The following is a 14318-nucleotide window of genomic DNA, read 5'->3' on the forward strand; positions in this document are numbered from 1 at the left end:
GAAAAGCCCTCTGTCAGTTTGGTTTCTTTTAATTTTAAAATTATTCCAAATCTTTGAACCTTTGAATCATGGTGGCAACTTCTGCTCTGGTTGCAAGACCAGAAGGATTTAGAGTCAAATCAGAGTTGCCATTCATAATGCCCTTTGACACAGCCCAATGAATGGACTCTTTGGCAAAGGCTGAAATTTTATTTGCATCTTTGAAGCTAAGGCTTGAAATTTCGGTATGGAGGTCAAGCCCTTTACCCTTTGCGTATCGATAGAGCATAACAGCAATTTGCTCACGAGTGATTGATTTATTGGGTGCAAATATACCCTTACCATATCCGTTAACAATTTTGCTTTGGTTTGCCCAAATAATAGGATCTGAATACCAACGACCGCTTTGAACGTCAGAGAACACCTCTGCAAATTCAACATTTGGTTGATTTTCCATACGATATAATGCAGTAGCAAGCATGGCACGACTCATTTTCCCTGAGGGTGAAAATTTAGTTTCAGAAGTTCCTGTGAATAGCCCCGCATTATAAGCATACCTTACAGAAAAATAGAACCAATCGTCATGTGCTATATCTGTAAAAGGAGTCTTTCTCACAAATGTAACAACTACAGTTGTGTCACTACTAATCTCTGGAATGGTATAAATGTCACGACCTATAAATTTTTCGCCGTTGATAAAGATATATTCTGTTTCAAACCCTTCGTCAGGAATCATTCTGATCGTTGCAGAGGTTGTTGCACGAATCGTTTGATTTTCAAAGCCTTCGGCAATTTTACCATTTCCACCTTTCACAGAAACTTTAACCGTATAGTTAAGCTTATTTTTAGAATCCTCGTCCGTGACAACCCAACGTTTCGGACCTACAATTTTCGAATTCTCAAAATTAGAAAATGCGATGCTAAGCTTCTCTATTGCTTCTGAAATTTCCGAATCCAGAGCGTGTTCTTTCTCAAAAACAGCCTCAGACTTAGAGATAACACTTCTTAGATTTTGCGCGGATGTTGTTGAATACCAAAAGTCTGGATAATAGATTGCTTTGGGATTATCCGCAATCGTAACGGAAGCAAGATAAGCTTTTGCAGCCTTAATATCTTCAAATAGGGAAGACTTAGAAGCTTCCTTTATTCCAGACCCAACAACAATCTGTACATCTTCAAACGGTTCAATATTCCTCAGAGTCGCATCTTTATTCGTTATAAGAAAGTTACTCAATGAAAAATCCAAAGTTCCGTTATTTCTAGCTTGGAAGACAGCAGTTCCAATATTTTTCAGCATTGTATCATCTTTGCCGTTGGCGGACATATCGAGAAATACATAGTTGATGACACCATCGGCATATTTCATTGAAATATCTTTTTCCATAGTAACACTAGTGTTTTTCAGAACATAAGAATCAAACTGCAGCTTTCCTTGAAAACCATATACCGGTGCTTTACCAGCACCCGTATAGGCAAGACTTAGCTTCACAAATATTTCCTCTCCAACGTCAAATGAAGATTTTGGAGAACCAGAGCGGTCAGTTACTGTGATATCCACACGATAACTAAGGTCAGCAGCATCGTTTGCCCCGTAGACATATGATGGTAAAGCAGCTACTAGAAGCAGCATGCACAATATCATTTTCAATGGTTTCATCATCTTCTCAGTGCCTCCATTAGTATGAGTTGTGCGTCTACAATGTCAACAATACCATCACCGTTTTTATCAGATCTTATCCAGTTTTCCGAAGAGCTAAAGCCATTGTAGACATTATTTAATATAGCTTCTATCGTTTCTAGAACGTCTGCTCGATCTACAGCCCCACTGCCATTGGTATCTCCACGAAGAAGATTAGGAGATTTCACTGTTGGTTCAAAGACAAGATTGGCTGTTAATTGTTCACCAGTGACTAGTTCTCTTGAAGAGCCAATATATGCTTTTTTAAGATTGTCATACAAGAGAGTTTGTTTGTTGCCTCCTATCACAACCGTTGCTTTACCCATATTGATCTCCGTATATATGGTGAACAACGAGAATCCTTGTGATTGCCGAACTTCATAACGATATCCAAGATCTTTCACACTAATGTTGATAACATCTGACAGTTCTTTATAGGCGATTTCCCCATTCTTATCTTCAAAAGCAGAAAGTCTATAGCCGACTTTGATTGTCGTTTCACCTGGAGCCAAAGCTTCAATCGTACCATCCTGTGAAAGCTTGATAATGTTCTGATTATATAGAACATCCCATACGACATCTTCTTCATTTAAGTCAGTTTCGCCTGCTTTACGAAGAGCCTTAACAGAAAGCACTGTTTTCCCGCCAATCCCCAGCTCGATAGCATCAGGCTGATTGTCAGAGTTTTCAAGGTCAGATATGAGTTTAATGCTCTCAAACTCTGACAATTCCCGATTCACAAGATAAATGGGAACAACCGTTTCGTTTCCAGCTTCATCAACTGCTTTAAGCAGTAAGGTTTGGCTTGGCTCTTGGCTTGAGGTCTTACGATTAACATGGAATGTTCCGTCTGGATTTATCACAACACCTTCTGAACTACCATCTAAAGTTAATGATGCAGATACCTCTGTTAGACCGTGGAAGCTATAGCTTGAGTTCGCACTAACAAAAACAACTTGATTGCTGACTGTATTTTCAACGCTATCCTTATCAAGGCTTGGCTCTACTTCTTCACTTATAAGTAGTGTGGGGGCACTTGTATCAACAGTAACACCTATTGCCCCTGATGATCTGCTGCCTTGAATGGTGTCACGATTTGCGCCAACTGCAGTAAAGTCAATCAAATTCGCGCCGTCTTCAAGTGTTTCTTCAAATGACCAGACCGTCTTAAATTCCTCAGGCGTGTTCTTATTCTCCCTGTTAAGCGTTAATGTCATTTTAACCGGCTTATCGAAAGTGTAAGTTGCCTCTAATTTATTAGTCCTTAAATAATAAAGTTCTTTTGATTTGTCGATATTTGTTTCAACACTTACAAGCTTAGGTTTATCCACTGCAGGCATAACAAAGCTTTGCGATGATGCAACCTCGGTAGAGCTGTAATATTCCGTATGATTAAGTGGAGACTCGACAATTCTAACGGCTTTAGCTTTAATAAAATAAGTACTGCCTTCCTTTAATAAAGGGAGATTTGTTTTGTCTTCTAATGGTTTTAACATGATCTCACTGCCTACAGGAAACTGACCAAAGGAATTCTCAATCTCAACCCCGTTCTTATCTTCGATTGCCACAAAATAATGGGTTGCAGATTTGTCACTTCCAGTTATGTCAACTTTCACATAGCCATCACCGCTGTAGTTCGCAGACACTGACTCAGGTCTTTGTGGAAGCAATGGATTTGTAAAAGTGAATGGAGATGAAGTGATTTGCTTACTCATTCCACCTATATGGTTAACAAGCATGACAACAACATGATATTTCCCTTCAGGGAAAGACTCAGGAAGTGTAAAGACATGAGAACCTGATTTAATTTTATCTAGCTCAAGATTACCAATACTAATTAATGATGATGTATCTTTCATGTTATCTGATTCCATGGTTTTCATAATGGATGGGTCTTTTGTGACATAGACATTAACTGCTCCTGAATATGCACTTTGCCCGTCAGTTGTCCAAGAAACGTTAAGCTCACGGCTCGTATTTGTACTATGAGCAGCACTCATACCTGTAAGTTCCGGAATACTTTCAACACTGTTTACTTCAAAATTGTCGATATAAACATCTGGTGTTGTCACTGAAATGGACCAGTTACCAGCAACAATAAGAGCTGGATCCGTGATTGTAATATACAAATAATTTTTACCGTCCATAGATTGAACAAGATAGTTTCCATTTCCCTTATTATCATCTTCAACCATTGTCAATTTTTTCCCATCTGGATTAGTAATTATGATTTCAGATGCAGCAGGTTTGACATGGCCACGAAGCGGGATTTCAAAGAGAAGTGAATCTTTTGATGCTGGACTAACTTCTTTTGTAATTCCATTTCCGGCTCTAGTGTTAGCTATTGCCTTTGTAGTGAGCCTTCTCATATTCGTTCCATATAACGAAGTGGTTGGCACAAGATTTCCGTTTGCGTCTAGCTCTTCCGATTGAACATAGTGTACAGCTTTTCCTCTAGAAGAGAGATCGATGGAACCACCGATGTTAAAATCACCATCCCAATAATAGATAAAGCCAAACTTAACTCCGATGACTTTAATGTTTGCACCAAGAAAGTCAGATGAAACAGCTGCCTCAATTCCTCCAATTTCCTTTCCCCCTATTATTGGGACCGAAGTTGGAATAAAGAATCCTGCGTATACATAACCATAGAAATAATCTTCTGTAATTTTAATCGTTATACCGCCACGAACGATCCCTGCGTGAATGCTAATATTACCATAGGCATTTAGCTGAAATGGCGATATCCACTGAACGTTCATTCCCGCTTCAAGATTAAGCAATCTTCCTTCATCGTCTTTTGCCAGCCGACCAGTACCTTCAAGACTAAGACCCGATAGTTTTGCTTCTAGCTTGAAGTCACCTACAATAACTAGGTTAATTAATAACCTTGTTTGAAGATGAAGGGTAATGGGTGGAAGTTTACCATCTGATGTTCCAGAAATGGTCTCTGCAAGGCCTCCGAAACCTCCACCAATCCCTGTCATAAATACATAAGGTGCAACGATAGGAACTTTCGTAGTATTGCTTGCCAAAAAGAATGTAAGCTCGTCAAGCATGATAGCTGGAATACTATTAATAGGAACCTCTTTAAATGCCAGCGAGCCTTCTACTTCTAACATTGTGAGAGCAATCCCGTAATCTAATTTATAAATGCCATCAATCGTGTCTATGGTTATTTCTGCCATAGCACCAACTTTATTTCCTACTAATGGACCAAGTATATCTTCTGGCAGGGCTACAGCTAGTGTAGTATTGACGCCAATAAAACCAATTTTCTCATCTTTACTACCATAGAGGATATCACTAATTTCTGCAGTTAGTGAGCCCTTATAGTCATAATGCTGTTCATTTTTTTTCTCATCTGCTGCTTTTAAAGGCATTGAGATCTTCCCGCCAAAGCTAATTCCGAAGTCACCCTCATCTTGAGACATGACACCGTACTTTATATTGATTAAAAATCCTGCAATATTTTGCAGCATAGAACCAGCATCTCCAAATTGCAATTCTAATGCTTTAGCCTCATTCTCGGAAACAGCCTCACGATCCAAGCTGTATTTCACTCCATTTTGGGCTTCAAAAAACCATTTATTATGCCAGATATTAATAGAGTTTATTACTTTTATTGTGCCATCGCCTTCTAATTTTGCACCAATATCATTAACTGTCATCTTAAGCGGAGTGCTGCTGTCATACGTCAAGATGTTGTTAACCGTAATATCGCCATCCGCTTTACTAGCAGAGTAATATCTATTTTGGCCAATACCCATTAACCTAACTTTCCCGCGAACTGTCAATAGAATTTCTGTTTCTTCTTCTTTATATTTTATGCCATTCTGAATAATACCATTTCTAGTGACGTCGCCAGAGATGAAATTTTTCATTACATCTTCGTTTTCAAAACTAACATAATCATATAACTGTTTATGATTAGAAGAGTTTGTCATTCGAACTAGCGAAACAATACCGTAGCTTGCACTTTTATCCTGCGGATTATTTGTCACGTCTAGTTCCGTTGTTGAAATAATCTTTTCTTTGAACGCATTGATTAACTGTTGATTCGTAAATCTAAATTCAATGTTATATTTTCCAACAGTCAAATTTTCATTAGTCGAAAACGAAAGCGCTTGGCCATCTTCAACAAAACTTATTTTTCTTTTGTCGATTAACGTAGTTTCACCGCTTGCTTTAGAGACAAGATAAAGATCCCATCCATCAATTCCTGTAATCGCTTGTTTCAATACGTTCATATCTCCAGAAATGGTAATATTTTTGTCTCCTTCATAATAAACTGCGGAAGGGAAAATATGTTTCATTGAGACATCAGGAAGTTCCTCTGCAATTGCTGGAATTAATATGTTTGTATTCGCACTATATTCAACCAGCTTATGTGTGCTTGAATCAATAATTGCTGTTGCGTTTAACGAAACGATCAATCGCTTTGCAGTAATCATGGATTGTTTCTTTGCGATTATTTCTAAACTTGGAATGTCAAATACAGTACCAACGTTTAATCCGCCAGAAATTTTCATCGTATATTCTCTTGTATTCGTTGCGGCAAAAGTAAGTCCCTCATCAAGAGTAAGGGTTACAACTGGTTCTATAAGTTCTTTAGCTCCCGTAACACTATTGTCAAGGGTTACGGTTGCTTTAAACATGCCATCGTTTAGATATCCATTTTTGTCTTTATTCAATTGAACTTTATCTGTCTGAATACCGATTGCTAAATCTTTTTGTTGTGTTTGATCAGAAAAGTTACCAATGCCATATAACAATTCTGAAATTCTCACTTTCCCCGGCTCAATTGGTTTTTCGTTCCAATAATAGGCTGTTGCCGTATCAGGTACTAAATATTTGTTTGAATAGTTAGTAAAGTCAACGTTAGGGTTCGGTGTATAATCGTATCTTGTATTTGCAAGATTAACCCAGTGCCCAACAATAACTTTATCAACATTTACATCATCGTTCCCACTCCAGCCAGACAAAAGGGCATAGCCCATTTTGTCTGAAGCTGAAAGAGAATCCACATATCTAATTTGTTGCGGCAGATTTTCACCACTATATTCTGTTTCCACAATTGTCGGTTGTGTTCGGTTAACGAGGACATGAGGTGCATCAATTTCTGAACCAAGCGCGTTATCTAGAAGGAGACGAATACCTACAGTCCCCGCTTTGGTATTATTATTTACCACGTCATATGAAATACCAACGTTTCCAACCAGCGAGTTGCTAGGGTCAGTAGAAATGGATACCTTTTGTGTTATGGTATAACCCTTGATGTCCCATGCAATCGTCAAAAGTCTATTATGCTCAGAAATAACTGGTTCATGAAGCTTAGTATCTATTCCAAACCATCCATATTCCTGACCGAAAATATAATCTTTTCCGTCAATACGAACGGTAGTAAATGATGTTCCATTGCTTCTTGCCGCATCTTCCCTATAGAGAAGCGGCATATTGTTGTCGAAAGCTTTTTGTGGATGACCATCAACGGTTTCGATAGAAAATCCACCGGTTTTTGAATTGATAGAATATTTCATAAAGTCGTTTGCAATTGAATAATTCGCACTGTTAGCTTCTGCACGCACTGGGAAACTTGCAAAAGTAAATAGCATCGCTATAAAAAGGGTTAAAGCTATGCCGCGTTTTAATCTACTATCGATAACCATTGCCTATTTCCCTCCTTTGTTTGAAACATATACAGAAATGTTGAAATAGTCACGCTTATCCGTTTGAATATATACGGTATACCAACCATTTGAGACATTATCAATTGTATACACTCCGTTTTTCTCCCGCAGCACAGTTCCTTTTGTTTTCATTTGGCCTTGTGTTAAAATGCCTTTTTCATAACGTGCATACGAAATTCCAGCAAAGTTTTTCAGTGAAATTTCAACTTTGTTTCCAATCACCGTTGCAACATTCGAACTGTCAGGCATTACTCCGTTAACAAGCGCTATTGTGTCATAAAGACCTACAAGACGTACTGTTCGACGAATTGTAGTTTGATTTCCTGCATCATCTCTTACTGTATAGTCTATATAGTAAGGGTTAGAGCGATTAAATTCATTCGCCGAGATGTTGTCCGGATTAAATACTCGCCCGCCAACACCATAGCTGATGCTGACTCGGTTAGTTAAATCGACCTTTTTATTTGCAACCATATCCCATGCTTCAAAGTCGAGAAGCTTTGATTTATCATAGGCAATTGAAGCATCTTTTTGAGGTGTCATTCCTTCGATGAAGATTAGCTCTTCACCATTTTTAAGCTTGAGCTCAGGAGGTGTTTTGTCGATGAGACCAATGTTAACACCATACGAAGTATGCTCCCCTGTTCTTCCTTGAAGATTAAAGACATAAAGTCCATTGTTGCTATAGTTCAATGACTTATCTAGTTCCCAAACGTCGTTTCCTCCAACGAACTTCGTATCTTTATCAGTGATTACAGTGACATTGACATCTTGGTTTGTTATTGGATTTTTATCCGTTCCGACAACATAACCTTCTTCTTTTCCGGATGTGTCAACTCCAACCTTAATCTGGCTTTGATAATCTTGTTCTACCCACTCACCAGCTCCGTTTTTCACAAGATATTTATAAGACCAACGAATTTCTTTAATCTTTGGCGCTCCTACTTCAATTCCTTCAATCGTTAGCAGAATTTTTTGTGTTAATCCTGTTTTGTCTCTAACTTGAAAGACGTGCTCCCCATTGGTTTTAACGTTGATGACTGTATCTTTATAAGACACCACATCACCAGCTTCATTTTTAACCTCTGTTGAAAGTGCATATTCATATCCACGATAAGAAACGGCAAGGTCTTTCATATTTCTAAGAATGTCGAGCGGAACGCCATCACTGTCCCGAATTTGGTCAAATGACACATCCACACTGAGCTTATCTTTTGCTAATGTTGCAGCTGCGCTAACTTGCGGTGGTGTAGATACAATATTTGAAATTGTAATAATTTCATGACCTTCGTTACCATAGTCATCAACAAAGAACATTGTAACTGTACCATTTTTTCTAAGGCGAACAGCTTTGGTACCAGGGATATGAACGATATCGTTATAGGTTAAGCTTCCAATCGGCTCAACACCTGTGACCTTAATTGTTTTGATATCTTTGCTAAACTGCGTCAACTCAACATTTACGCTTTGTGTAGTAATTTCAGTTGGTAGTGTGCTGTACGTCCTTGCAGTTGCAATGGGCACTACTTTGTTAATATTTGAAACTGTTATTGGAGTAGTCCACTTGTTTCCTGCATAGTCATACGCTGTCACATAATAAATGCCTGAGCTATCAAGTTCAACGACATATTCATTCTCAAGTGGCTCACCTTTGAATGGATACACGACATCGCCCTTCTTAACCTCTGCAAATGATATTTCACCTGAATCGTCTGTTAATGTGATCGTTGCATGTATATTTTGATTCGTCTTTGAAGTGTTCGATAACACATAAGAGGTTTGACCAATCGCGTTATCAAATTGCTTATAGCTAACCGTACGAGAATTTGTGTTTCCTGATCGATCTCTAAACTCAAAGGTGAATGAATGAATATCTTCAGTTAGCGTTCTTGAAAAGGAAGCGTTGTTGTTAGTCATCGATAGCGTTTTCCCACCACCGATAGGCTTAACGGTTGCCATTACTCTTCTATAAGCCTTTCCTTCTTGAATGGGAACCCAATTTCCTAGATAGTTCTCGTAGGTGTATTCTATCCTGTAGTGTACATCTTCTGTAATTGGTGTTTTATCCATATTCGAAACTGTAATTGGTACGGTTGTTTCCATACCCGCTTGGTTCGTTACTTTGAAATATACCGTTGCATTCTGTTCAAATCTTTCGGTATGAGAGGCAATGGAGTCAATTTGGTTAAAGTTTATTCCGTCATATGAACGTTCAAGCTTTAAAATTCCGCTTTCCGGGTCAGATATCGAAAGCACTGCATTCACCGTTTGGTTTGTTGGCTCAGTATTCGAATACTCCACATTAGCAACAGGTGTAGTTTCGTCAACTACTGAGATTGCAACATACGCATCTTCCATCCGATCCTCTTGAACGCCTTCTGTTGTATAGACCTCGAAGTAAGCTGATTTTGTTGTCTTCCCATCTCTTAGCGCTTCAAATACAAGCTTGGAATAAGCCGTTCTTCCTTCTTCCTCTGTAAATGAAGGATCAAGTACACTTAGCTCCGTATTTAGTTCCAAGCCAGACAATCTGGCGTTTTCGACAAAGAAAAATTGTCCAGAATATTTAGGATTAGGAACAATAACATAGTAAAGCTTATCGCTTTCCTTATAGGATATAAATCCTCCATTTTGGATAGCAGTTCCATTTTTCTCCACATTCCCTGTAATCTCAAATCCTTCAATGAATGCAACATCAGGTGTGAACTTTAGAACACTATCCCTTCCAGCCTCATCCTGAATATATAGACTAATTTCGTTATTGTTTTGTATAACAAGATCATAGTCCATCACATAGYCAACAGATGTTGTTAACAGCCCGGTATAAAGATGGTTCGACCTTGCCATTTCATTCACCTTATCACCCTCAATTGGTGCATTAGGCATGAGCGTTACTGGAACATTAAATGAAACAGTAACCGTTGAGGTCGTTTTTGTTATGGCAGGGTTTGCGCTAACACTTACAATTGATGCTTCCGCGTCCACCAAATTTAGCTTTGAGTCAACGAATACTTTTTCAGTAATATTGCCTGAATTGTCGACGGCTTTCATTCCAATTGCATAGTTTCCACTTAGCCCTTTCAAATCAATGGTATACGTTTTCTGTTTGTTTCCTTCACCATTAACAATTGGCTGACTACTTTGCAACGTTACTGATTTACTCGAATTAAACAGCGCATAGTCTTCTTCTATAAGAATATGATTTGCTGTTGGATCCTTAATAAGTGCTAATGAAACGGTTGTGTCACTCTTATCTGAAACATTGACTGTGATAAGACCATCCTGTCTTGCTCCATTTGTTACGATTTCACTTGATGCAATTGCAGTCGGAGCTGCCTTATCAATATTCGAAACTGAAATTGGAACATAAACACTATTGCCAAGCTCGTCAGATAGTACTAGGTTTGTTGTAACGTTTTCGCTCACAGTTACTGTGAATGCACCGTTTATATAAGAAGAAATTGTGATTTTGTCCGCATATTCTGGTGCAACTGTCAGCTTTGAAATTCCTGTGCCAACATCATTTGCTACTATTCTTGCAGTTACGGATGAGTTTGTTGGCTGAATGGTGCTGTAGTCTGGTAATTCAAAAGTTGGTGCTTGGCTATCATATAAGATTTTGATAGGTCTTGTTTCTGTTAAAAACTCTGGTCTTTCGTCAGCAGGATGATTTAAAAGTCCAAATTGAAGATAAATGGTATTGACACCTTCTTTAAGCGGCACAGGTGTATTTAGTGTAAATACATACTTACCACCTGCATTATTGCTCGCTGTAAAGGTTGGAACTAAAACACCATTATCTGTTGGCATTCCATCAATTGTTGCATAATATACCGGCTTTTGATATTTTGTTGTGCTTTCAGAAGTCCAAGCTGCATGGGGTTCATTCAATTCAGCATAGACATTGTATGTTCCGTCATTTGTTGCACCTATTCCGTTTATAGTCTTTGGTTGGGAATGTGTTAACGTCTCAATTGTCGCAGGTCCTGACCTCATTCCAAAGTAAGGGGAAATCTTTTTACTTTCTCCACCATGAAGATCCGTTGCAACAACAACAATGCTATAAGCACCTGAAGGAAGTCCTGTCATTGTCAAGGTTTGATCAACTTCAAATACACCTTCACTATTTGGTGTCAGTGTTAGCGGATAACTTTGCGTATTTTCAATCTTTGTTTCCGTTCCTGGATTAGCTAAATAGTAATTTGCACTTGCAATACCACTTGTATCTGTCACTTTAACTTTAAACTGATGTGTTGACTTGAAATGATCATGCTGATTTCCAACTATATAACTAATTTCCGGAGATTTGTTGTCATAAGTGAACTCTCGAGAAAAGTCTGATGTATTGCCAGAGCGTTTATCTGTAACTCGATATTCAAGTATATATTTTCCGTCCATCGAAACTAGAGTTCCGTTACTATTAGTTTTATCAGCTGCACCAACATCGTGGCTTGCATCATAGACAGTAAAGTTTTGTGTGAAGCTTATTCCATTACTAGGATGAGAGACCCATCTATACTTCGTTTCGATATTTGGATTACTTACATCGAATTCGATATCAAAACGTGGACTTGGAGAACCCGTATCCTTTGTAATAAGGGTATCCGTTACAGAGCCATTAAATATCTGCACTGTTTTTGTATAATATTTTGACACTTGCTCGTTTCTTGAATCGTTACCTATTGAGTCCATTGTGAAATAATATAGAGTCCCGTCAAAACTATCACCTTTTGGAATAGATAATAAAGCAGTTGTACTTTCACCTTTTGAATCTACAAATGCCCATGTGCCTTGAATGGAAGAAATTTCTTGTGATGCAAGTTTTATTTCATCAATTGGCGTATTAGGCGGCACAGCAGTACCGTTCATAAACGTATAATACGTTCTAGACCAACCGCCATTGCTTTGTTGATAATCATTCATTTCAAATCTATAGTCATTTCTTTTACGAGACTGCGCATCTTGCGGCTGTACAGTTTCGTGAATCGTTACACGCGGAGCCTGGTTATCTAATTTAATATTTTCAATTTCTGAATATCCCGCATCTCCGCCTAGTGAATTGTCAGCTTTATCCCATCCATACAATCGAAGCTTGAATTCGCCCTCTGTAAGATCAATTGGACGTAAGTTTACACTCACTCCTTTTAATACCTGCGTACTAATAGGTGCTGTAACTTTAGCTGCGCTACCTGTACCGTCAAAGTTTGTTATTCTGGTCGTTGTCGGTTCATAGACATTCCCGTTTTTCTTGTACAGCTCGTATTTAAAATAGTTTTGATTATCGATGGTGTGGGCTGCATTTCCCTCTGGGTAGAGTGTTTCGCTAGCCACCATATAAAATTGATGCATCTTTTTAACATTATTTTGAATGGCATTTTGCCCTGTTAGATCAAGTCCATCTTCATCGGCAACTCTTATCGTTGGTGTTCTTGTGTCAACTTTATGAGTAGAAAAATAAAAACTTTGTGCCGAATTTGATTCTGGTGTTGGCCGTTCCAAATAATAGGGCTGATTTCGACCATTTTTCATTAAAAAGGTAGACACATCATTAAGCTGTAGCCTTATTCCCTCACTCTCAACCTCGTTAACATCCATTGGTACTTGCCCCGTAAACTGAAGCGTACCATTTGGTTTACCATCCTCTCCTAATCGTTTTGTCATGGTAAGATTAGCAAGTGGTGTTGCAGTGCTATTTCCAAGATATAACACTGGTGTTGCTTGGAAATTAGTTATAAGCTCTTCTTTCATTTCTTTTGTCATATTTTTTTTATGTATGGAAAGGGCATCAACGGTAATATTAACATCTGTTAATTTTCGATTTAGATATCGATGATCCGTTGCATGCGAGAAAGTAGCTGTTTCCGAAATATTTTCGTTGCCCAAGTCAAATATGCTGCGATAGAAAGTATACGTAACATCTTTATAATAGTAATCCGCTTGACCTATTTTTGTTGTTAAATAGGTTTTAACTTCGGGATTTCCTGAAGTTGTATGGGCAAAAGTCCCTCCAAGGCTTTCAGCGTTGGTAGACTGGGCAAGGAGCGCCACCCTATAGGTTAGTGAGATCTCAGCTTTCTCCTTTGCAACCATTGCATCGTGAAGCTTTTTACGGTCAATATCTAACTTGAAATTTTTTGTTTTTGTTGGCTCTTCGAATGTTAACCAATCTCTACCTACAGCATCGTCCGAAACGGTATAGTTGAGTACTGGAGTATCTTCATATTGCATAATGTCGTATTCACCATATTGATCTCTAACTTTTTTGTCCCACTCTACAAGTTCAGAGCCTGACGAATTAGCATCAAGGTAGAACTCTCCACCACCAATATCAACATTACCCATAGCGGCGAATTTCCTTTTTGTAACATCTGAAATATCACGATAAAGTCTGCCCTGATCTTTTGTCCATGAGTTTATTGTAATGGTCTTCGCCTGTGTTGGATTTATTTTCCCATCAATATAAGGTAGCCACAGAACCACAGACGCACCGTACCAGTCATCACTGCCCACCAGCCAAAAAACCAATTCATTCATTCTCCACGGTGGAATATTTTGCAATTTAAATGGATGTTGCACATCAGACCAAGCCGCAGCGCCGCCAAGCTTTGCTACTTGATCAGAGCTTACTCCAGTTTCATAGGTACTTACGCCCATGTAAATATCATCACCTGTTCCTCCGTCTTCGTTTCCTCCTGTTTTCACACCGAACACATAATTGTACTCTGTTGCTACATTCGCATATACAGGTGCTACTGATGTTAGAAGCGAAAGTACTAGTATCAAACTTAAAATCTTCTTCATAAAATCCCTCCTCGTATAATCGTAATTGTAAGATCTTTTCGTTCTTTTCCATCGCATCCACTTTTGAACGCATAGTGACCTAACACCTTATAATCCGTTTGTTAAATTTGCATTTTCACACTCGCTAATTAGCCAGCTTCCACCCGCTACATCAGCAGTAAATTCATCGG

The 14318-nt window shown here is 38.5% G+C and carries 3 protein-coding genes; all 3 read right to left on the reverse strand.

Annotation, left to right across the window (positions count from 1 at the left end):
* Nucleotides 1-40 precede the first annotated feature (40 nt).
* From AB4Z29_RS13720 to AB4Z29_RS13730, 3 genes are read right to left on the reverse strand one after another with little or no spacing between them, the layout of a single operon-like run.
* Nucleotides 41-1639 (reverse strand): S-layer homology domain-containing protein, encoded by a 1599-nt coding sequence (locus tag AB4Z29_RS13720; RefSeq protein ID WP_441943613.1) that lies wholly within the window; start codon nucleotides 1637-1639, stop codon nucleotides 41-43.
* Nucleotides 1636-7326, reverse strand: a complete 5691-nt coding sequence (locus AB4Z29_RS13725) for a dockerin type I domain-containing protein (protein WP_441943614.1) — start codon at nucleotides 7324-7326, stop codon at nucleotides 1636-1638. The genes AB4Z29_RS13720 and AB4Z29_RS13725 overlap by 4 nt, the downstream gene beginning before the upstream one ends.
* 3 nt (nucleotides 7327-7329) lie before the next feature.
* A complete protein-coding gene (locus tag AB4Z29_RS13730; protein ID WP_441943615.1) occupies nucleotides 7330-14148 on the reverse strand; it encodes a hypothetical protein in 6819 nt (2272 codons plus the stop codon).
* Nucleotides 14149-14318 lie beyond the last annotated feature (170 nt).

This window comes from Paenibacillus sp. 2TAB23, from assembly GCF_052115165.1.
Lineage (GTDB): Bacteria > Bacillota > Bacilli > Paenibacillales > Paenibacillaceae > Pristimantibacillus.

Bases quoted from the DNA above. Each gene is read 5' to 3' on its own strand.
- AB4Z29_RS13720 (WP_441943613.1), bottom strand. From the start codon at position 1,639: ATGATGAAACCATTGAAAATGATATTGTGCATGCTGCTTCTAGTAGCT.
- AB4Z29_RS13725 (WP_441943614.1), bottom strand. From the start codon at position 7,326: ATGGTTATCGATAGTAGATTAAAACGCGGCATAGCTTTAACCCTTTTT.